This is a genomic window from Oceanobacillus sp. AG (genome assembly GCF_009746545.1).
Classification (GTDB): Bacteria; Bacillota; Bacilli; order Bacillales; family Amphibacillaceae; genus Oceanobacillus; species Oceanobacillus indicireducens.
In genome coordinates, this window is sequence record NZ_WOWT01000003.1 from 1 (window position 1) to 22,389 (window position 22,389).

At 41.0% G+C, this 22,389-nt stretch carries 21 protein-coding genes and 1 other annotated feature; of the genes, 7 read left to right on the top strand and 14 right to left on the bottom strand.

Annotation, left to right across the window (positions count from 1 at the left end):
• Positions 1-313: 313 nt before the first annotated feature.
• Together GN217_RS01330 and mgtE are read right to left on the bottom strand one after the other, a co-directional pair.
• Positions 314-760 (bottom strand): CotO family spore coat protein, encoded by a 447-nt coding sequence (locus tag GN217_RS01330; protein ID WP_156854541.1) that lies wholly within the window; start codon positions 758-760, stop codon positions 314-316.
• Positions 761-1,307: 547 nt separating this feature from the next.
• On the bottom strand, positions 1,308-2,693 hold the full coding sequence (gene mgtE, locus GN217_RS01335; protein WP_156854542.1) for a magnesium transporter: 1,386 nt from the start codon (positions 2,691-2,693) through the stop codon (positions 1,308-1,310).
• A 131-nt stretch (positions 2,694-2,824) separates the two neighbouring features.
• On the opposite strand from mgtE, the gene prpE reads away from it, so the two are divergent.
• A complete protein-coding gene (prpE, locus tag GN217_RS01340; protein WP_156854994.1) occupies positions 2,825-3,565 on the top strand; it encodes a bis(5'-nucleosyl)-tetraphosphatase PrpE in 741 nt (246 codons plus the stop codon).
• Here the strand turns inward: prpE and GN217_RS01345 are convergent.
• The 3 genes from GN217_RS01345 to yjbM are packed head-to-tail and all read right to left on the bottom strand — an operon-like array spanning position 3,562 to position 5,926.
• The gene (locus GN217_RS01345; RefSeq protein WP_156854544.1) at positions 3,562-4,452 is read right to left on the bottom strand and encodes an RluA family pseudouridine synthase; all 891 of its coding nucleotides are present in this window, start codon (positions 4,450-4,452) and stop codon (positions 3,562-3,564) included. The two genes, prpE and GN217_RS01345, sit on opposite strands and share 4 nt — an antisense overlap.
• Before the next feature lie 16 nt (positions 4,453-4,468).
• Positions 4,469-5,287: an NAD kinase gene (locus tag GN217_RS01350; protein WP_156854546.1), complete on the bottom strand. Its 819-nt coding sequence runs from the start codon at positions 5,285-5,287 to the stop codon at positions 4,469-4,471.
• A gap of 30 nt (positions 5,288-5,317) precedes the next feature.
• Positions 5,318-5,926 (bottom strand): GTP diphosphokinase, encoded by a 609-nt coding sequence (gene yjbM, locus GN217_RS01355; protein WP_156854548.1) that lies wholly within the window; start codon positions 5,924-5,926, stop codon positions 5,318-5,320.
• 135 nt (positions 5,927-6,061) lie between these two features.
• Between yjbM and GN217_RS01360 the strand changes: the two genes are divergently transcribed.
• The 4 genes from GN217_RS01360 (at position 6,062) to GN217_RS01375 (ending at position 9,303) form a co-directional block, all read left to right on the top strand.
• Complete coding sequence (locus GN217_RS01360) at positions 6,062-6,649, top strand: CYTH domain-containing protein (RefSeq protein WP_156854550.1); 588 nt, start codon at positions 6,062-6,064, stop codon at positions 6,647-6,649.
• 95 nt (positions 6,650-6,744) lie between these two features.
• On the top strand, positions 6,745-7,131 hold the full coding sequence (locus tag GN217_RS01365) for a globin domain-containing protein (RefSeq protein WP_156854552.1): 387 nt from the start codon (positions 6,745-6,747) through the stop codon (positions 7,129-7,131).
• Positions 7,132-7,149: 18 nt separating this feature from the next.
• Positions 7,150-8,010 carry a DsbA family protein gene (locus GN217_RS01370; RefSeq protein WP_156854554.1) on the top strand — a complete coding sequence of 287 codons (861 nt, stop codon included), beginning with the start codon at positions 7,150-7,152 and terminating at the stop codon, positions 8,008-8,010.
• Positions 8,011-9,123: 1,113 nt separating this feature from the next.
• Positions 9,124-9,303 carry a hypothetical protein gene (locus tag GN217_RS01375; RefSeq protein WP_156854556.1) on the top strand — a complete coding sequence of 60 codons (180 nt, stop codon included), beginning with the start codon at positions 9,124-9,126 and terminating at the stop codon, positions 9,301-9,303.
• Positions 9,304-9,339: 36 nt separating this feature from the next.
• Here the strand turns inward: GN217_RS01375 and pepF are convergent, their stop codons facing one another.
• The 6 genes from pepF to GN217_RS01405 all read right to left on the bottom strand — a co-directional run bounded on the left by pepF (position 9,340) and on the right by GN217_RS01405 (position 16,819).
• On the bottom strand, positions 9,340-11,148 hold the full coding sequence (gene pepF / locus GN217_RS01380; protein ID WP_156854558.1) for an oligoendopeptidase F: 1,809 nt from the start codon (positions 11,146-11,148) through the stop codon (positions 9,340-9,342).
• A gap of 105 nt (positions 11,149-11,253) precedes the next feature.
• A complete protein-coding gene (locus tag GN217_RS01385) occupies positions 11,254-12,429 on the bottom strand; it encodes a competence protein CoiA (RefSeq protein WP_156854560.1) in 1,176 nt (391 codons plus the stop codon).
• A 98-nt stretch (positions 12,430-12,527) separates the two neighbouring features.
• Positions 12,528-13,211: an adaptor protein MecA gene (gene mecA, locus GN217_RS01390; RefSeq protein WP_156854562.1), complete on the bottom strand. Its 684-nt coding sequence runs from the start codon at positions 13,209-13,211 to the stop codon at positions 12,528-12,530.
• Between the two features lie 757 nt (positions 13,212-13,968).
• On the bottom strand, positions 13,969-14,364 hold the full coding sequence (gene spxA, locus GN217_RS01395) for a transcriptional regulator SpxA (RefSeq protein ID WP_156854564.1): 396 nt from the start codon (positions 14,362-14,364) through the stop codon (positions 13,969-13,971).
• A gap of 282 nt (positions 14,365-14,646) precedes the next feature.
• Positions 14,647-15,864: a putative glycoside hydrolase gene (locus tag GN217_RS01400; RefSeq protein WP_156854566.1), complete on the bottom strand. Its 1,218-nt coding sequence runs from the start codon at positions 15,862-15,864 to the stop codon at positions 14,647-14,649.
• Between the two features lie 133 nt (positions 15,865-15,997).
• Positions 15,998-16,819, bottom strand: coding sequence for an MBL fold metallo-hydrolase (locus GN217_RS01405; RefSeq protein WP_156854568.1), 822 nt, complete (start codon positions 16,817-16,819; stop codon positions 15,998-16,000).
• 147 nt (positions 16,820-16,966) lie between these two features.
• Between GN217_RS01405 and GN217_RS01410 the strand changes: the two genes are divergently transcribed.
• Together GN217_RS01410 and trpS are read left to right on the top strand one after the other, a co-directional pair.
• On the top strand, positions 16,967-17,734 hold the full coding sequence (locus tag GN217_RS01410; RefSeq protein WP_232334292.1) for a nuclease-related domain-containing protein: 768 nt from the start codon (positions 16,967-16,969) through the stop codon (positions 17,732-17,734).
• Between the two features lie 961 nt (positions 17,735-18,695).
• Positions 18,696-18,871 (top strand) — a binding site (T-box leader).
• 51 nt (positions 18,872-18,922) lie between these two features.
• On the top strand, positions 18,923-19,912 hold the full coding sequence (trpS, locus tag GN217_RS01415) for a tryptophan--tRNA ligase (protein WP_156854570.1): 990 nt from the start codon (positions 18,923-18,925) through the stop codon (positions 19,910-19,912).
• Between the two features lie 44 nt (positions 19,913-19,956).
• Here trpS and GN217_RS01420 read toward each other — a convergent pair whose 3' ends face one another.
• The 3 genes from GN217_RS01420 to fabF form a co-directional block, all read right to left on the bottom strand.
• Complete coding sequence (locus tag GN217_RS01420; RefSeq protein WP_156854572.1) at positions 19,957-20,715, bottom strand: DUF3603 family protein; 759 nt, start codon at positions 20,713-20,715, stop codon at positions 19,957-19,959.
• Positions 20,716-20,798: 83 nt separating this feature from the next.
• A complete protein-coding gene (locus GN217_RS01425; protein ID WP_156854574.1) occupies positions 20,799-21,005 on the bottom strand; it encodes a YuzI family membrane protein in 207 nt (68 codons plus the stop codon).
• Between the two features lie 137 nt (positions 21,006-21,142).
• Positions 21,143-22,384: a beta-ketoacyl-ACP synthase II gene (gene fabF, locus GN217_RS01430; protein ID WP_156854576.1), complete on the bottom strand. Its 1,242-nt coding sequence runs from the start codon at positions 22,382-22,384 to the stop codon at positions 21,143-21,145.
• Positions 22,385-22,389: the final 5 nt, after the last annotated feature.

Below are 22,389 nucleotides of genomic sequence, written 5' to 3' on the forward strand. Positions count from 1 at the left end.
GGCCTGGTCGTATTGTTGTTATATCAATTCCCATAATTTGCATGAGTAATACTCTGATTGGGCTTAGGATTTATTTTCATTATAGTTTGTGGATACGCAAAGCGTAGCCATGATTGTTTCAGTGGGGAGGGAAGGAATTCCCCACTGAATGAAGTTTCACTTTAGCACGCATTAACGGTCTGTAATACCCCAACCTCTAAACATGAGGGAAGCCCAATATGTGAAGGTGGAGGATAAACAGTCCGTAAATCCTTGATTCTGTTCAACATTCAGTGGGGCAGGGAAGGAAACCCTCACTGAATGAAGCTTCACTTTATAAGCTGAGCAGCCGGATTCGTTCGATTTCTTCACGGGAAATTTCCAGTCTTCTCCTTCCACTTCGGATTGTTACTACGCCATCCAGATAATTTAACACTACCCCCCTATAGCTTCGTTGATTGGTTCTAATCTCACAAACTATTCGTGGCGCATAGGAAGGTTTATCCGTTAAGTAAACCAACTGCTCTTCTACCGTCATTTCTTGGAAGTTTTTATTCTTTATTTGTTCCGTGTCTTCCGATTCGCTTTCATCTGTCTCTGAGTTATGATTATAGACTGGTGACATTTTTTTAATCCGACCGGGACTGGATGGCTTTTCTTCTGTACTTTCCCGCTTCATTTTGGATGACCGATAGTACTGTTGCATGTTTGCATTAATCTTCTCCGTACGGGTTTGATGAATATATAACAATGGATCCTTGGCATACCGTTCCTTATCCAAAATCCCTCTCCCCTTTGTTTTAAATTTTCATATTCAGTATATGCGAGAACCGCCCAGCCGTGTGTAAGTAAAATGGGATACATATACTGACCCGTTTACCCGAATAAACTCTACATAGAATTAACCGGCACTCCCCTGTCTGAGCCCACTATCAATTTCTAAAAGGGGTACAAATTAATCTGCTATTAAGCATAATAATTTATTATACCTTAGGTCTTCCTAATTCAGATAAGAAAAAAGGAGTAAACACAGTAAAACCTGGAGATTTTTTTAGGAGTATTGTAGAAAAATTCCCTCTTGTTAGGGAATATGGACTTCTTGGTACGGGAGCGTTGAGAGAGGTCTTGGTTTTCCATAAGGTCCATGGCTTTTGACCAATTTTTTTAATCAGAAAGGTGAGATAACGTTCGTCTACTTGAACCAAAGATATTGGTCCCGGTAATGAAATAAAGGAGGGAAGAAGCACTCCCCCCTGTTTTCGATTTAAAAATTAAAAACTGCGCCCGCGAAATGAATCGCATACTTAACCTGTAAGGAGCCTTTGTTCTTACACCAAGTACGACATGAAGGATGTTGCCATGCCGAAGTAAATCAGGATTGATGTGATATCGTTCAAAGTAGTAATGAAAGGACCGGATGCGACAGCCGGATCAATCTTTAGCCGATCCATGAGTATTGGAATAAATGCCCCTGCTATCGTCGCTACAATTAGGGACGCAAAAATCGACACCCCGACAAGTAATCCTAAAACGAGATTCTGTTGCCAGATAAAGATGACAATAGCAAGGATTACACCAGAAACACCACCCGTAATCATCCCTGTTCCAAGTTCGCGCAGCAGCCACTTAAATTTCCCTTGCTTTCCAAAGTTTCCTGTTGCAAGACCACGCACTGCAACCGCTAGAGACTGTGTTCCGGTATTACCTGCCATCCCAGCAATTAACGGAATGAATATTGCAAGAACTGCAACCTGTTCCAGTGTTTCTTCAAACTGTCCGATAAGACTTGCTGTGAACAGACCAAGAAATAAAAGTATAATAAGCCACGGCAATCGTTTCTTCGCTGCTTCAAATGGTGTGTCTGTGTGGTGTTCGCCATCGGCTACCCCAGCAAGCTTGGAATAGTCTTCACTCGCTTCCTCATCCACTACATCTAAAATATCATCAACTGTAATAATCCCGATAAGGTGATTTTGAAAATCTACAACCGGTACAGCAAGAAAATCGTAATCCATAAACAATTGTGCAACTTCCTCTTGGTTTTTGCCGGCAGAGACAGTGATGACCCACTCACTCATTACATCTTTAATCAATGCATCGTAATCGGAAACAATCAAATCACGAATTGAGAGCACTCCAACAATTTTCTTCGCTTCATCCACAACATATAAATAATAAATCATTTCAGCATCAGGCGCTTCTTCTTTCAGCAGTTTCATGACCTGTTCGACAGTTTGTGTATCATACAAGGCGATAAACTCCGTCGTCATAATACTACCGGCAGTTTTTTCCTCATAATTTAAAAGGAGTTTAATTTCTTCGGCGGATTCCTGGTCCATGAGCGTCAGGAAGCTTGCAACTTCATCTTTTTCCAATAAACTTAGAATATCGACCGCATCGTCCACCGGAAGTTCGGTCATAATGGCGCCGGAATACTGTGGGTCCATTTCTGTAAAGTACTCTAGCGTTTCTTCAAAATCCATACTCTCGATAATCTCAGCAAATTCCGCTGGAGATAAATAGCCGTAAATCCAACGCCTGAGCTCTACAGGCTGTTCCCTGAAAAAACTTGCCTGTTCATACGTATGCATATCAAGAAAGTCTTCCCGGAAGCCTTTAATATCGTCTTCTTCAAGAGATATTTGTAATTTATTAAAGCGGGCTTGGTAGTTTTCCTGCTTTTCTGCTTCGTATCTCTCTAATGATTCGCTCATGTTCACCAATCCTTTCCTGCAAACCTCTCCATTTATATCTTTCCACGAATAAAAATAAAAAAACGAAGAGAATAAAGTCTTATTAATATCGGTCATGTTGTGTACAATAGTTCTTAAAGGAGGCACGAATGATGAAAATTGATTGTATTGGAGATGTGCACGGCTGCATCGATGAGCTGCACAATCTTTTCCAAAGTTTAGGTTACCATTATGATAATCAAGTTTTCAAGCATCCCGGTGGCCGAGTTCCTGTTTTTCTCGGTGATTTAACTGACCGTGGCCCGAATTCGCTTGCGGTAATCCGTCTTGTCTATCGTATGGTTATTACGGAAAAAATCGCTCGCTATGTGCCCGGAAATCATTGTAATAAACTGTACCGCTTCTTTCTAGGGAATAATGTCCAACAAACGCATGGACTGGAGACAACGGTTCAGGAATTCGAGTCGCTAAGTAAAGATGAAAAGCAGCACATTCGCAAACAGTTCATGACTTTATACGAACAAGCCCCGCTCTATCTCGAAATCCCTGAACTGAATGCCGTTATCTGTCATGCCGGAATAAAGGAAGAATACATCGGTCGTACGGATAAACGGGTGAAGACTTTTGTTCTCTACGGGGACATTACCGGCGAATCCGACGAAAAGGGCAGACCAATTCGACGTGATTGGGCAAAACACTATCACGGAAAACGCTGGATTATTTATGGACATACCCCTGTTAAGGAGCCAAGAATTGTCAATCATACGATAAATATTGATACTGGCTGTGTATTCGGGAATGCACTTTCGGCCTATCAGCTTCCCGAAAAAAATTTAGTTTCCGTTCGTTCCCAACAACCTTTGAACGAAGACAAGTTTCGTACATTCGATTAATCGTTTGATAATTGCTTCATTGCCTGCTCCATATCTTCTGGTAAGCGAGCATTCGTTGTATGAAGCTTCCTTGTAAATGGGTGCAAGAAACTAATTTCATGGCAATGGAGAGCCTGACGATTTAAGTAGTCTTTTTTCCCACCATATAAATCATCCCCTAGTAAAGGGTGGTGAATATGTGAAAAATGGACCCGAATCTGATGGGTTCTCCCTGTTTCAAGTTCCACTTCCAAAAGTGTATGCTCATCCATCCGTTGTTTCACTTTATAGTGACTCACTGCCGGCTTCCCTATCTCTGTGACAACGCGTTCCACAATAGAACCAGGCTTCCTTCCAATCGGCGCGTTAATTTTCCCTTCATCCTCTGCCATCTCACCTTCTACAATCGCCAAATACTTCCGCTTAATTGTGAATTGCTGTTGACTTTTTGCTAGCAAGCTATGGCTCAGTCGGTCTTTTGCAATGAGTAATAAACCGGAAGTATCTTTATCCAGTCTTGTGACAACATGGATTGTATGAGGATTTCCGATTTTTTCATAATGGGCAAGCACCCCATTTGCAACAGTGCCCGATTTATATTTTGGCGAGGGAAGTGTTGGCATCCCTGCCGGTTTATTTATGACTAGTACCGCTTCATCTTCATATACAATGGAAAGTTCAAGTGATTCGGGAAAAAGCCATTTACTCACAGGCTCTGGGGGAAGCTTTACCTCCAAGACATCTCCCGCTTGCAGTTGCCCCCTTACCGTCTGCTTTACCCCATTCAGCAAAATATTCCCCTCAGCAGATTTTGCAGCAATTAAAATCCGTCTAGAAAACCCGCCCACTTGCTGCAAAAAGTCACGGATTAACATGCCTGCCTGTTCTTCCTTAATTATCCATTTCATTTAAATAATTGCCTCTCTATTCTCCAAACCTTTGATTTCCCTCAGAAACGAAAGAATCACGCACCCGGTTCCAGAATGGAAACTGTCTGAACCTTGCAAAACGTACTTTTTCCTTGGCAACCCGGCACTGAATTGATTTCACATCTGTATACGTGTTCGTATAATGATCAATCGAAATTAGAAAGCTGCTATCACGCATCGGACGCAGCATACAGGTATGATGTTGCGGTAAAATAAGCGGTGAGCCGATCGTTCGGAACACCCGATTATTTATCGACGCCATCTCCGTTAACTGAATCGCTTCAAATGAAGGATGGATAATTGCACCACCAAGCGCTTTATTATAAGCAGTACTTCCTGACGGTGTAGATATGCAAATACCATCCCCACGGAATGTTTCAAAATGCTCACCCTTAATCTCAACATCGAGAACAACGGAAGATCCATCTGCTGTTTTGATCATGACTTCATTTAGTGCAAGTAACCGGTCCTCTTTTTCTCCGGTTTTGGAGCGGATAATGACTTCAAGGAGCGGGTACTCCACCGTTTGAAATGGCGTCTTCGCAATTTCAATGATTAATTTCTCTAGTTCATCCGGTGTGTAATCGGCATAGAAGCCAAGATGCCCTGTGTGTACACCAATAAAAGCAGTTTCCTTCAATCGGTGGTGGTAACGGTGGAATGCTTCCAGGAATGTGCCATCTCCTCCGACCGATATTACAAGTTCAGGTTCTTCTTTACTATATTCCAAATCAAATTCTGTTAAATATTGCTTCATTGTTGCTTTAATTGTTTTGGAGCGATGATCGTCCCTTGAAACAATTACAAATTTCACTTTTCCTCCCCCTTACATACGAGTGCCTGATTACAACCGGTGGAAAATCCGATTCGCCTCTTGAATTTCACTTTTGATTTTTGACATCTCTTCGTCGAGATTAAAAGCTGCTTCTGCTGCAAGCTGTAAACGTTTTTGAATTTTTTCAGGTATTCTTCCTTTATATTTATAATTTAAGGAGTGCTCATTCGTCGCCCAGAAGTTCATGGCAAGTGTACGGATTTGAATTTCCGCAGTTACGAGCTTTCTTCCGTGAATCGTTTCGGTAGGATATTGAATAATCATATGAAAGGATCGGTATCCACTGCTTTTCTTACTTTTTATATAATCGATTTCCTCAAGAATTGTAAAATCGCTTCTTTCACGTAACATGTCGACTACGGTATAAATATCATCGACAAATTGGCAAACAACACGGATTCCCGCAATATCTTGAATTTCATCTGCTATCTGGTCCAGCGGCACTTGTCTTCTCTCCGCCTTTTCCAGGATACTCGGGATTGGCTTCACCCTTGCTGTAATAAATTCAATCGGTGAGTGCCTTGATTCATGTTCAAATTGTTTGCGCATCCCTTTTAATTTCACTTTTAATTCTTCAACTACCTGTTCATAAGGAGCCAGGATTACTTCCCAATTCACAGTCACCACTCCTCTTTCCGTTTGAGTATGTACCTAGTCTATTTTAACACATGCAGAGAAAAAGGCTATTCATTGCATATTACTTGAGAAATTGCCATAATCAATTATAATCACTTTACAACGGAGGCATTTCGAGTGGCACAGGAAATTGAAATTGAATTTAAGAATTTATTGACGAAAGCTGAATTTGATACGTTACTGGAAACATTCCCCTTCCCTAAGGAACCCTTCAAACAAACGAACCATTATTTTGAAACTGAAGATCTGAGGTTGAAGAAGCAACGCAGTGCCTTAAGGATCAGAGAGAAAAACGGGGAGTTTACATTAACATTAAAGGAACCATTCGGTGATGGATTGCTGGAGACACATGATAAATTATCGCAAAAGGAAGCTGCAAGTTGGCTGAACGGGAAACCAGTAGCAAAAGTGAATATCGGAAAACAGCTGGAGCAGTTGGGAATCGAATTCAGAGATTTGAAATACTTCGGTGACCTGACAACCGAACGCCGTGAATATGAAAATAAAGACACCCTTTACGTGCTTGATTACAGTATGTATAACAATCAAGATGATTATGAATTTGAACTGGAAGCGAAAAACCGTGCTGAAGGTGAAAAGGTGTTTAAATGGGTACTGGAAACAAATCATATTCCCTTGCGGCAGACACCGAACAAGATTGAACGGTTCTTTATGAATTTGCAGAATCTCGATGGAAGACATTAGGTGATATGTAAATATTCACTATCATAAATCACATTTGTTGCTCATATACTAAAGCCCTGCTACAATAATGAAAAACAAAATTAGGAGAAATCCATATGCAGGACATCAGACACCGCTCCATTTACGACGCAATAGGCGGCTATAGTGAAATTGAGAAAATAGTTGATAGTTTTTACGCACGAGTAGCAAAACATCCGTTACTCATTCCGATTTTCCCGGAAGATTTGACGGAGACAGCAAGAAAGCAAAAATTGTTTCTCACCCAGTTCTTTGGCGGACCTCGACTTTACGAAGCGGAAAGAGGTCACCCGATGATGCGCAGAAGGCATCTCCCCTTCCCCATTACACCAAGCAGGCGTGATGCCTGGCTGGATTGTATGAAAGAGGCACTGGAAGAAGCACGTATCGATGAGCCTTATCGGACGATTATTTTTGAGAAATTAACGATGACAGCTAATCACATGATGAATACACCAGAATAAAGGAAAGGAGGACTTGATGTGAGCTGGCAGCAGCCTGAGTTATTGAGTATGAATCACTCTAATCCATCAGCAACATATCATGATTCGGATTCTGTCCAAAAGCCTGTAGAAATTTATCTGTTTTTGGATCCTTTTTCCGCAGATTGCTGGTCTCTCCAGTTTTATTTAAGGAAACTAACATTGGAATATGGCAGATTTTTCACCGTGAGAGTGATTGTAAATAGCCGCTTTTCTTTAGTGAACAGGCAACAGGTACACGCTCCCTTCGCAAATCATGCAGAAATGGTAAGTGAAAGTAGTGAACGCTATCCAGTCACACATCCACTGATTACCTCCCTCGCCATTAAGGCATCTGAGTTGCAGGGAAAGCGGGCAGGGAAAGAGTTTTTACAGAAGTTGCAAGAAAAGCTGTTTATCGAGCGCTTGAACATTTCCGAGTTAGATGTACTGTTCTCTTGTGCAGAGGAAACAAAATTAGATATGCAGGAATTTGAGAAAGACATTGTTTCTCCATCGGCAAAAAGGGCCTATCAATGCGATTTGCGCCTTACGAATGAAATGGACGTCGATGCGATGCCGACAATGGTATTCTTTAATCAGACGGTGGAAGAGCATGGAATAAAAGTTTCCGGACTATATCCTTATGAAATATATGAGCTTGTTTTAAGCGAAATCTTACAATATCACCCGATTCCATCCACGAAACCGTCACTAGAAGAATTGGTTAGCTGTTCAACAATTATCGGCACCCAAGAAATCTCTATTATTTATGACTGGTCAGAAACAAAAACATTAAGTGAAATGAAGAAATTACAATTAAAGCAACTAGTAGAGAAAGTTGAAGCAGATAACGAAATCTACTGGAAACCAAAAATTTGACGGACTAACCATTAGTCGGTCTATTTTTTTGGTTCGGGACATGGGGTCAGAGGAACTGTCCCACTTGGATTGGGACAGACCCTCTGACCCCATGTCCCAAAAATAGACAAAAAAATAAAGGATATACGGGGCAGCGTATATCCTTATTCCGTCTTTGTATGAATACAAAGGGGGGATGGGAGAAAGTTTCATGATCAAACAAAAGGGGTTTTTGTTTGTTTCAACTTATGTATATATCATAACAACTCATTATCGATTTGACAATACTTTTGTGTGATAGTTCACAAAAAGTTCAAATTCTGGACATTTTACGCCCGGGGTGGTTTTTTTCGTCCCTCTCTTAAAAATGAGAACAAAGGCGGAAGCACCCTCGCAGGTTAAAAACGCGATTCGTTACGCAACACCTGGGACTGCGATTACTCGTCCCACCGAGGAGCGTTTGCACTAGCACATCCAGTAGTCGCAGCAACGTACAAACTGAGCTTCCCAGGATGGGAGGTAGTTCGATGTTGCCCATACGTGAGCGAACTTAATCGAACTTCCTTTTTACCGGAATGAGATAAAGGAAACATGCCCCTTTAGGGGTAGACGTGAGTTGGGCTTCGGCCCGAATTTAAACGGCCCTCCTTTAGTTTTGAGTTGATGCCCGCTTTCACCACAAGGGTATAAGGGCAACTAGGCCTCACAAAGACCGCTCGGCAAGTCTTCTTTATCGATTGAAGGAGTGTGAAGTTTGGGACTGCGCACTGCTCGTCCCACCAAAAGATCTGCTAGTTGCTGGGCGCAGAGCGGACGTGGCTAGCCCTGGATCCCTAAGTTATCACTGCATTTTTATTTTATAGTTTCTTATACAACAAAAAAAAATAGAGAATATACGGGGCAGCGTACATTCTCTAAATTCCGTCTTTGTATGAATACAAAGGGGATGGGAGAAAGTTTCATGATCAAACAAAAGGGGTTTGTTTGCTTCAACTTACAATTATATATTAACAGGTATTTTTTCAATGCGCAAGATATATGTTCAAGTTTTCACAATTTGTTCAATAATAATTACGTTTATCCGGTATATTTACGTTCCTGTTTCATATTTTATACTAAACGAGGGGGATGCTTATGAACCATTTGTATCCAGTTTTGTTTTTTATTTTAACGGTGCTTGCTTTATTCATTAACATGATTGGTTTAATGCGATTGATTCCTTTATTCCTGACGTTGCCATTGTTATTTATTTCAATTTATTTCATGCTTTATTCGATCTTGCACCGCAAAAAAGCATATCGGCGAATGCGGTGAATAAGGGAGCGGTTATGCAACCAGCTCCCTTTCCCATTACCCTAATAGATTTTCTAAATCCTTAAGCTTTTCTTCAAATACATCAAGTGCATCGGAAATCGGCTGTTTGGAATTCATGTCAACGCCGGCTTTTTTCAACACTTCGATTGGATAATCGCTACTACCCGCTTTTAAAAAGTCAGTATAGCGTTCGACTGCTGATTCCCCTTCTTCTAAAATCTGCTTCGCAAGTGAAGTCGCCGCTGAATAACCGGTTGCATATTGATAAACATAATAATTGTAATAGAAGTGAGGGATTCTTGCCCACTCGAGCCCAATCTCCTCATCACTTACTACCGCCGGACCATAATACTTCTTATTCAAGTCGTAATAAATCTCAGTCAGTCTATCTGCAGTGAGCGCTTCCCCGTTCTGGGCCCGGACATGAATGTCATGCTCAAACTCCGCGAACATTGTCTGGCGGAATACGGTGCCTCGGAAACCTTCCAGGAAATGATTCAAAATATACATTTTCTCTTTTTCATCTTCCAAATTTTCCAGTAGATAATCATTCAGCAACGCTTCGTTTGTTGTGGAAGCAACTTCAGCTACGAAGATTGAGTAGTTTCCATAACGGAAGGGCTGATGTTTTCGTGTATAATAGCTATGCACCGAGTGGCCAAGTTCATGAGCAAGCGTAAATGTATTATTGATATTATCTTGCCAGTTCATTAAAATGTATGGATTCGTTCCATACGTACCGGAGGAATAAGCACCACTCCGCTTCCCTTTATTCTCTTCCACGTCAATCCAGCGATTCTCAAACGCCTCTTTTAAAATTTGCTGATAATCGCTACCGAGCGGCTCCAGTCCTTTAGCGACATATTCTTTCGCTTTCTCATATGGAACTTTCATATCGACATCTGTAACTAACGGGGTATAAAGGTCATACATATGCAGTTCATCGACACCGAGAATCTTCTTCCGCAATTCCACGTATCGATGTAATAAAGGCAGACGCTCATTCACTGCCTCGACTAGATTATCATATACTTCTTCAGGGATATGATTGCTCGAGAGTGCTGCTTGTCTTGCTGAATCATAATTACGTACCTTCGCATAGAAATTATCTTTCTTTATATTTCCACCTAACGTAGCTGAAAAGGTATTTTTAAATTTACCATATGTTTCATACATCGCTATAAATGCATCTTTACGAACTCGGCGATCTTTTGATTCAAGGAAGATTGAATATCTGCCATGGGTCACATCAACCTCTTCCCCGTTCTCATTCTTAATCGCCGGGAATGTAAGATCCGCATTGTTTAGCATACCAAATGCTTGTTCACCCGTTCCTAGAGCTTCACCAGCCTCTGCTAGCAATGCTTCCTCCTTTTCACTCAGCACATGCGGACGGCGCTTCGCAATATCTGTTAATACTTTTTCGTAAAGCTTTAGTTCTTCCTTCTCCCGCAAAAATTCATCCAGCTTGCCTTCATCCATCGCAAGGATCTCTGGAACGATATAGCTCATTGCACTGGAAGCTTTCGTAAGCAGCATTTCCGCCTCGGCATTCAGCCCCTGATAAAAAGAATTTGTCGTATCCTGATCATAACGCATATGAGCGTATGTATATAATTTGCCAAGCCGACTGGAGAGGTCATCCTGCAGTTTCAATAATTCATATAACGTATCAGCTGACGAAGCTAACTTTCCTTGATACGTTTCAATTTCCGGCAGGTCTTCTGTGAGTTGTGCATGTTCCTTTTTCCAATCCTCATCGCTCGCAAAAATATCTTCCAGTCGCCAAGTCCGTTCAACTGGAACCTCACTTCTTGATTTCAATTCTTTCGTCGTATTTGACATCAAATTTCCTCCTTTATATCTGCTTACTATACTAATTCTAGAAAATTATAGAAAACCCCTTCTTTTAGTATAACGAATTAATGGGTTATCATGCTCGAATAATGTTTATTTGTTCTGAAAAAGTTCTGTAATAAAGTCGCCGTCTTCTATTATAGCTAGCTCAAGTCGTTCGGGTAGAACGATGTCCGTCAACTTTTCGAAAGTATCAGTATTGGTTCTCCGTAAGAGGCCGACTGAACAAAGAAGTGTAAGATATTCGCGGACGGGTTGTGCTGGAGACTTAATCAAGGGGAAATATTCACAGGGGAATAAATAATGTTGAACTAGATAATTGCACGCTTTCGTCGTAATTATAGATCCGATCGGCCTTGGGGCAATCACTTCGAACAGAATCCAACTCTGCCAAATCCAACCGGGTAGCTTCATACGATAAGCTCCGGAAACGGGAAGATGAACAAATGAAGGCAGCTTTTCAAAATGCAAACCTTTCCTATATAGCCAGTGATGCCACTTCCGCTCCTCTCCAAACAGCTTACCCCACCTTCTTAAGCGGAAATATTTCTTTTCCCGTTTCCAAATCGTTGTAAAATGATAATCCGGTAAAAATTCTTTTGCAAGCAGTTCGGGAAACGTCATTGTTTCAAGCCGTTTTACTGTTAGTTTTCCTAGTGCACGGTTCTTATTTGTAAAAGTGAAGTCTTGGAATTTAATGAGATCATGAGTGAAGGGACAGTAGTAGAAAAGACTTAAAGGATAAGCTGAGGTAAATTGATGGATGAGCGTTCTCGTAAAGGAATCAATCCGTAGCGCCTGTTTTCCTTTTCGCTTTAATAATCTTTCTCCGAGAATCCAGATAACGGGGACGCCAATTTCTTTGTATCCATTGGTTCGTTTAATGGTTTCCTCATTGGATATTCTAGAACATTGGTACTCTAGCACGATTCTGCGTTCACCGTGATGGAGCAGTATATCTGGTCGCTGATTAATTTCCGGCATATATGCTTCAAGCTCTACACTAAGACCTTGACGAAGGAGCCATTCATATAATTGCAGTTTCCCTTGTTCATGATAAGCGCCTTCCCCTCCTCCCCGGGACGGACAATTCACGTTTGCTGTGTGGGCAAAATGGGCAACTACTTTCTCACCTACCCGCAAGATGACCTTTTCATCGCAAACCGGGCAATAAAACGACTCCTCCCCTTCCCTTAATTGCAAAAGCTCACTTTTCGGGTACAGAGCAGGTATAATATATTTTCCACTTTTTAATCTTGCTTGCAGCATGCAAACACCTCCATGCTCGCTATATTCGACAAATAACAATAAATTCCTGCTTTTAAGCAGATCTTTTCCGATAAAAAATAGACATCCTGTCCAGATGTCTATTTTTCTCTTGGAAAGTATTTTCTTATTTCAGCAAACGTGTTTTCCTCGATTATTATTTTCCCGTATTCTTCAAGTACATGTAAGGAGATATCAGAGTTCGTTGCGAATTCATGGATTTTACTCATAAGGTTCGTCTGAATATCGTCATCATCCAGAACCTCGATGCCAAACTGTACGTAAAGATAGTACGCACCTTCATAATGGTAGAGTGTTTCTTCTTGGATTTCATAGTCATGCTTCATCATATGACTAAGCTGGATAACATCTTCAAAATCGGCAAACTTCACGATGACCCACAGTCTCTCTTCATGGAATCCAGGATTGTCATCCACATTGTCTGCACTCTTTCCGAATGTGTCTTCAAGGATATCATCAATATCCTCTTCCCCGTGCAATTCAAGGTCATCATCATCAAGTTCGTATGCCTCATCATGTTTAGAAATCTTGGCTTTCGTAACGATAATTTCCAGACCTTTTTCCATCGCTTGCACTTGAATCCAGAGCGGGCCATCTGGACTAAAGTCTTCTTTCTGATTCACTTCATCCATCATATGCCAGAATAATTGTTCACTGCGTTCTCTGTTGTACCAAATGTCTTCCCTCTTATAGCCTAAATCTTCAATATCCAGATACGAAATATAAAACTTAATCGTATTTTCGTTTATTCTTTCTATTTCCATTCTTCTACTCTCCCTTCAAGCGAAGATTTGAATCTATTAAAATAATATGCGTACGGACTGTTTAGCTAAGAAAAGGGTGTTCCTCCTTAACTTATAGCTATTGTATGATAAAGTATGGCGGTTTGGAAATGAATATGCCTATAATTAAATGTTTATTCTAAAGCAGTTTGAACAATTTGTCACGCATTTTCTTTTAATCATCACAACATCCAGCTCCAGAAGCCAGCGACTAGCGGATTTTCTTCATCTCAGGACGCGGTAAAGAAGCCTTGCCGATTGGTTAAGACATGAAGCTTAGTTGCACTTATGCCTAAGTAGTAAAAATCAACATCGCTCCCTTTGCCTCCTATAGGTAAAATTCGATTAACAACGCTCTCATTGTGGCAACATCGAACTTCCTTACGTCCTAGATGGCACGGTCCGTACGTTGCTGCGACTACTGGATGTGCTAGTACAAACGCTCCTCAGTGGGACGAGTAATCACAGTCCCAGGCATCGCGAAAACGAATCACGTACTTAGTCTGTAAGGGCGCCTCTGCTTAAGATAAAGTGAAACTTCATTCAGTAAGGCGTTCCTTTCCTTCTCCACTGAATATTAGTTGAACAGAATCAGGGATTTTCGGACTGTTTATCCCCCACCTTCACATGTTGGACTTCCCTCATGTTTAGGGGTGGGGGGATTACTGACCGTTAATACGTGATAAATAAAAGCACAAGACGTTGTACTTAGTCCTGTGCTTTAAATGTATAAATTCCTTTAGTTTACCATTCGTTGTGCTTCCTTTAATTGGAATGTACGAACGGTTCTAGGAAGAAATCGTCTGATTTCATCTTCATTATATCCAACCTGAAGCCGTTTTTCATCAAGGATAATCGGCCTTCTTAACAAGCCGGGATTTTTTTGAATGAGATCAAACAAATCCTGCATTGGTAATTGATCAATATTTACATCTAACTTCTGGAATACTTTTGAACGTGTCGAGATGATTTCATCTGTCCCATCTTCCGTCATCCGCAAAATTCCTTTTATTTCTTCAATTGTTAGCGGTTCCGAAAAAATATTTCGCTCCTTGAACGGAATGTTATGTTCTTCCAACCAAGCTTTAGCTTTTCTGCAGGATGTGCAACTTGGTGAGGTATAAAGTGTTACCATGTACTTCACTCCTCAATATTTATTTCTATCGGTACGCAAGCATTGGTTAAACTTATTTCTCATTCTTATATTAAAATAAGTTTAAATAAAACCCTTTTATAGTATACTACATTTCCCGTTAAAAAAGTAGGGGGTAATCACGATTATTTGTAGATTTCCAATTCGCCCGCATAAACGACTGTCTACTCGGTATTGTACCCGAACTGTTTTCAATTAAACCCTTTAATTCCTAGTTAATTGAAAAAACCGGGACACGATCTCTGACCCCCGTGTCCCAATTCTCTATTCTTTTCCTATTAAATAATCGACATTTTCCGTATAAACGTTACTTGCATTCCATAAAAGAAATTCGTCAATGCCGTTTTCATAGAGCGCGCGAATTTGTGCTTCTACTTCCGCTTTCCCGTATTGTTTTGCTGGTCCGCTGTACAACCAAGGTGCCTCAAAATCTTGAAGCCATGGCCTAGATACCGGCGGACTGTCGAGAGCACCAAGTACTTCATTTTCCACTTTAGCATATTCGGTCACAAGCCGATACGGTTCTGTATCCGGCTTTTCAATACCGAAATAACTCGTCCAATGGCTCGGATAAATCATGGATGAAATGATATCGACATTATCCGAGATTCTTGAAAAGTTTTGTCCAATTCCTGGAGTTTCCTCCAGTGTCGCTGCGTAACCGAATATATCAACAGACACGTCAACCCCATATGTAGATAATTCTTCTCTCGCATAAGCAACAAAGTCAGTAACAGCTTCAACACGCTTCTTGATATTGTTCATATCAAGATCTTCATAATCCCCGTGCGTATAAGATAAGCTTTCATCCTTTTTTTCAAATCCTTCTGGAAAACGAACGTAATCAAACTGAATTTCTTGGAATCCGAGTTCTACAGCGAGTTTCGCAATCTCGACGTTATATTCCCAGACTTCTTTTTCAAAAGGATTTACAAAGGCTTCACCGCGATTGTTCACCCATACTTTCCCATTTTCCGTAAACGAAAGATGGGGACGCTCTTTTGCTAGAACGGAATCTTTAAAAACGACAATTCTTGCAATCGGATAAATTTCCTTTTCTTCAAGAACTTTCATCATCGCTTCTGGATCGGAAATATAGTTCTCTGCGATATCTGCATAAGGAGAATCTTCATCAGGCTTGAATGTTAAATTACCATGGTCTTCTTTTATATCAATTACCATCGCATTTAAATCTGTTGTTTCCACAAGATTAAGAAGATCTTCAAACTTGCTGCCGCCAGCTGAATTACCTGTTACGTAAATCCCCCGAACGGCATCCGGATATTCAAAATGAAATCCCGAATCAAAGGCAAATCGCTTCATCCGCTTTTCTACATCATATAATTCAATACTTGTCTCTCTTTCCGCATGCTTGCTAACAGCCACCGATTCTTCTGTTTCTGCGTATACGCCAGCAGGTAAAATAATCCCTAACAGGATTATTCCTGTAAAAATTTTAAGCCAATTTTGTAAGTTCCCCATTACCTATCAATCTCCTAACCTGCTAATCTCTCACCCTAGTATATCGGAAAAACTTGTGTAGTTGAATGGTAAAAACAACTTAATTTTCAAAAGTTGTCGAGTGCTGTCGTACCCACTCCTCCCCTCATTTTGCTTAGTCGCCTTTGTTTGAATCTCTTAGAACGGAACGAATAATATGAATAGAATCCCATTCACCGCGAGACAAATAAGTAATCGGATACTTCTTCTTAAACAATTCCTTTTGAATTTCTTTCTCACGATAGCCTTGCGCATTCATCTCCAAAATCTTCGTTTCCAATTCTTCTAAATACTGCAACTTTCTCCCGAGCATCTTCCGGCCATTATTTACATACCCGGCATGACAGCAAAATATTTCCTCAAAGTCCAGCTTGAGTACATGCTTAATCGAATCGATGATCGTCGGAACACTCTCATTTGCAAGTATCAATTTTGTCACTGGGGTGACAAATAAATCCCCGGAGAATAACTGGCCTGTCTCCCTGTTCAAGAAGGAAAGATGATCTTCCGCATGACCAGGTGTTTCGATTACATCCCATGTTGCAGTTCGTGATGAAAATGTTTCCCCGATCGGTTCAGCGTGGAATGGCTCCCTTTTCCCCCAGAAGAATTTCCGGTAGAATGGATAATCTGCGTTTCTCGCACATTGCTGTATACCTGATTCATTCATAAAAACAGGCAGATTATATTCTTTTTGCAAATAAGCGGCACCCCCGACATGATCTTCATGGGAATGAGTCAGCATCACTTTCTCGGCATTGGACCTTTCAAAAAACGGCTGAAAAGCACGCAGCAATCTTGGCGACCCCGTATCAATTAAAATACCATCTAACGCAAAACTATAAACATTTAATTTTATTTTTCCGAGAGCTACAATTCCTTCGATAAATTGAACCTCGCCCACAGCTCCCACGTTTTTTTCTATTTGGATGAACATGAAATCTCCCCTATATTTTTATTATCTTAAATTTACCATAAATTGAATGGCGGTTCATTTGTTTTATTTCTAAATGACAGATTAGTTCGATTTGAGTTATAATTATCGGGACAACTCTTAAAAAAAGATAAGAAAGGAATATGAGACATGAAAGCCATTGTACTTCCTCCAAAACCAAAAGAATTATTGCTCCTCGAATCGTTAAGTAAGCGAAAAAAGTTATCTGCTGAAGAAAACAGATATTTTCTTAATCTAAAAAAAGGCCATGAAGGTGAACTTTTATTCACCGACCTCGCGTCAAAAACGGAAGGTGATCGTCTTGTTTTAAATAATCTATTGATTGAGCATAACCAAACAACATTTCAAATTGATTGTTTAATTTTAACCGAGACTAGAATTTTCTTGTATGAAGTGAAAAACTTTGAAGGTGATTTTTACCTTGAAGGAGATAAATTTTATAAAAAACCTCGACGCGAATTGAACAACCCATTGCTTCAACTCAATAGAACAGCATCCCTTCTCCGGCAACTGCTCCTCAGCCTCGGCTTGAACACTCCAATTGAAGCTAACGTTGTATTTACCCATCCAGCATTCACTCTCTATCAAGCTCCACTCGACAGTCCAATTATTTTCCCAAATCAAATAACTAATCATTTAAGAATGATAAACAATCAAGCGATAAAATTAACTAATAAATCGGAAAGAATTGCTGCCAAATTACTGCAGCTCAACAAAACAGAATCTCCCCATCAAAGATTACCTTCTTTTCGTTATGAAGAATTACAAAAGGGAATTATTTGCCCAGCTTGTAGGATGTTTTCTATGGTCTCGGGAAGGGGAATTTGTAAATGTGAGTCATGTGGGCACAAGGAATCCGTTGCAACAACAGTCTTGCGTCAAGTAGAGGAGTTTTAGCTACTGTTTCCTGAAAGAAAGCTTACCACGAGGGAAATTTATAAGTGGTGTGGGGAAGTTTTATCCAAAAAGGTGATCTGGAGAATATTATCTAACAACTTTAAATCTGTCGGAGAGTATAAAAGCAGATACTATAAGTGACTAGGATCACTAATCACATCATGAACTGACAGGTTGGAGATATTTATTTGACTAGTGGGGATAGACGTGGGTGCTGGTGCGAAAATAAAGCCGAATGTTTTCCCTTTGGAATAAGGCGAGCATGCTTATGGGAAAATAAATGCCCGTTTTTTCCCTTTAGAGCAAGATGAACGTGCTGAGCGGAGAATAAAGCTCAAGTGTTTTCCCTTTGGAGTAAGGCAAGCACGCTTATGGGAAATAAATACCCGTTGTTTTCCCTATAGAGCAAGATGAACGTGCCGAGCGGAAAATAAAGCTCGATTGTTTTCCCTTTGGGATAAGGCGAGCATGCTTATGGGAAAATAAATACCCGTTGTTTTCCCTTTAGAACAAGACGAGCGTGCTGATGGGAGAATAAAGCTCGGTTGTTTTCCCTTTGGAATAAGGCGAGCATGCTTATGGGAAAATAAATGCTCGTTATTTTCCCTTTAGAGCAAGATGAACGTGCTGAGCAGCGGAGAATAAAGCTCAAGTGTTTTCCCTTTGGAATAAGGCGAGCATGCTTATGGGAAAATAAACGCTCGTTATTTTCCCTTTAGAGCAAGATGAACGTGCTGGTCGGAGAATAAAGCTCGGTTATTTTCCCTTTGGAATTTGGCGAGCGTGCTGATGGGAAAATAAATGCCAATTATTTTCCCATTAAAACAAAATGGGCGCGTTATTGGAGAGTGCCCGCCCCACCCTTTCTCCACGACCGCTAGCGTCACTTCACAAATCTCTTTCTTCTCCCCCTTGCCTTGCATTCCCCTCAAAAACTCTATATAATAAATTAAAATAAATATTTCAAGCAATGACGGAGATATAGTACAATTGCCCGCTGAATGATAGAGAGCTTGTGGTTGGTGGAAACAAGTATCAAGGCAAATTGGAATTGGGCTTCTGAGCTTATATTAACATTTGAGTGATCCTGTAAAAGCAGGATAATAAGGGTGGCACCACGGTTCATTCGTCCCTTCCATAGGGATGCGAATGGGCTTTTTTTATGGACAATTTAAAGGAGTGTTTCGTATGCAAACGATTTTTTCAGGAATTCAGCCGAGTGGGACATTGACACTTGGAAATTATTTAGGAGCGATCCGCCAGTTCGTGGAGCTTCAAGACGAATATCAATGTTACTTCTGCATTGTAGATGAACATGCTATTACTGTGCCGCAAGATCGCTTGGAAATGAGGAAAAATATCCGTTCGCTTGCAGCGCTGTATTTGGCTTCTGGGCTTGATCCTAAGAAAGCGACATTATTTATCCAATCGGAGGTTCCAGCACACACACAGCTCGGCTGGATGCTGCAATCGATCAGTTATGTCGGTGAATTGGAGCGAATGACCCAGTATAAAGATAAATCGACAGGAAAGGAAGCTGTGTCCTCAGCATTACTTACCTATCCTGCGCTCATGGCGGCAGATATTCTGCTGTATCAGGCGAATCTTGTACCTGTTGGCGATGACCAGAAGCAGCATATGGAATTGACGCGGGACCTTGCACAGCGATTCAATAATCGTTTCAATGATATCTTTACCATCCCGGAGATCCGTATCCCGGAGGTCGGAGCGCGTATCATGTCGCTACAGGAGCCGACAAAGAAAATGAGTAAATCGGACGAAAATCAAAGAGGATTTATTTCCATGCTTGACGAGCCGAAACAAATTGAGAAGAAAATCAAGAGTGCAGTGACTGACTCTGAAGGAATTGTCAAATATGATAAAGAGAACAAACCCGGCGTTTCCAACCTGTTAACAATCTATTCGAGCTGTACTGGTGAATCGATTGAGGAGTTGGAGAAGAAATATGAAGGGAAAGGTTATGGGGATTTCAAACAAGGTGTGGCTGACGCTGTGGTTAATCTTCTTAAGCCTATCCAAGAAAGATACAAAGCGTTAATCGACTCTCCTGAGCTTGATACGATTCTTGACGAGGGAGCAGATCGTGCCTCCGCAATCGCCAATAAAACTGTGGCCAAAGCGAAGAAAGCAATGGGCTTGGGACGTGTGAAAAAATAAATAATAATACCGATTCACTTTCCAGTGGTGAATCGGTATGTTTTTCAAGATTTTGATGTGTCTTGTGCATATTCCTTTTCCAAGTCCCACAGTTTTTCTAAAAATGGCTGACCGCGGACAATCTTTTCACAGAATTCTTCATGATTTTTGCTAAATCCTTCCTTAATACCGGAATAGAGCTTTTCCCACGCTGCATCAGCGTTTAGAAATTTCACTGTCGGGTAAAGCTTCGGGTCCCATTCAGTCAACCAGTATCTCAACTCTTCCAGATTTCCGGAACTTTTCAGTTGATCAAGGGCTATCATAAGGATATGTTTAATCTCTCGCTCCCGCCGCGTTAAGCCAAATACTTGTTCAGGTGACATCGATAAAATATGATACTCTTTCTTGTAATTTCTCTTTTTAAAACCGTAATTCTGAGCTTTTGCAGATTTGATCATATCATAGACGAGCTGCTCCTGCCTTGGAATAAGCCGGCTTTTTCGAACAGGAATGGTATAACCAATCGTATCAAATGCGAGGGTCTCCACCCCGTTCGTAATGACACAAGCATATTCGATAGCTTTCCGGTTCTGGCCTTTCCGGTTGTATGAACGTTTATAAATTGTATCTAATAGGCTCTCCGGAATCTCTTGCAAATCATTCTCAATATACTCAAATAGATCATTCTTTATGTATAACAAAGGTGTCTGGTCCAATAATTCGATCTTATCTTCCTTCCTCCACTCATGGTAACGGGCAACTTGATAACCGTTCTCTTCACTTTCAAACCAATTTACCCAAACATCATGTAAATATAGCATTTCACCCTCACCTCTTTGGAAAATTAATCTAGAATCATTATGACCAATAAAGAATGAATTTATTCTCATCCGCTCGTAACGGTTTAGGAATTATTCGGGTAGCGATACAGAACAAGCAGCATAATGACGATACCAATAGGGAAAAAATAGCATTCTATTCGCAGTGTAATAAATTGCAGAAATTCTAACCAGGATACCCCGGCAGGAAGCAAATTAAGATAACCAATGAACGTGACTCCGCCAGTGACCGTTAAGCCAAAACCGATTAGAAACCAAAATATATAGAACATGAAAACACCACCCATACGGACCAGCCAATCGTCCCGCTTCTTGTTACATCGTATGCTTGTCCCGTGTTTTTAATGCTTGGTCTCAATAAGGGAAAACAAAAAGAAGCAGACCGCAAAAGGATCAGCTTCTTCATCTATTAAGCCTCGTATTTTTTAAATACTAATGACACATTATGCCCGCCAAATCCAAGCGAATTACTTACAACGACGTTTACATCTTGTTTTCTCGCTTCATTCGGTACATAGTCAAGATCGCATTCCTCATCTGGTGTCTCATAGTTGATGGTTGGAGGTACAATCCCTTCCTGAATTGCTTTTAAGGAAATGACAGACTCAATCCCGCCAGCAGCTCCCAGCAAGTGTCCCGTCATCGATTTTGTCGAAGAAACGGTAAGATTATATGCATGATCGCCAAATACTGCTTTAATTGCAGTCGTTTCATATTTATCATTTAAATCTGTACTTGTTCCATGCGCATTAATATAATCGACTTCATTCGGCGAAATCCCGGCAGCATCAATTGCCATTTGCATTGCGCGGGCCGCTCCTTCCCCGTTCTCTGCAGGGGCGGTAATATGATATGCATCCCCTGTTGCACCATAACCGACAATCTCCCCGTAAATAGTCGCATCACGTTCCAAAGCGGATTCCAATGTTTCAAGAATTAAGATTCCAGCACCTTCCCCCATTACAAACCCATCACGGTTTTTATCGAATGGGCGACTTGCGGTTTTTGGATCCGGGTTCGTTGATAAAGCTTTCGCGGAAGAAAAACCGGCAAATGCCATGTTGGAAATCGGTGCTTCCGTCCCACCTGCGATAATATAATCAACGTCGCCGCGTTTGACCGCATGATATGCATCACCTATCGAACTTGCTCCAGAGGCACAAGCAGTTACGGTACAAGAGTTAATTCCTTTTGCACCCAACTGAATGGAGACTTGTCCTGCCGCCATATCAGGGATCATCATTGGCACAAAAAATGGGCTGACCCGGCGTGGGCCTTTTTCAATCAACTTCAAATGCTGATCTTCCCATGTTTTCATCCCGCCAATTCCAGAACCAATCCAGACACCTACCCGGTGTGCATTACTATCATCAATGACAAGCTTTGCATCTTCTACAGCCATTTTCGCAGCTGCCACCGCATATTGTGTAAATGGGTCCATACGACGGACCTCTTTCTTCTCCACATAATCTTCCGGTGTAAAGCCCTTCACCTCAGCGGCAACTTTCGCTGAATATTGCTCCACATCAACACGAGTTGCAATATCGATTCCAGATTTTCCATTTTTAATGCTGTCCCACATTGCTGTAACATCATTACCGACCGGAGTTACTGCACCTAGGCCAGTTACTACTACTCTTCTTTCATCCATTGTTC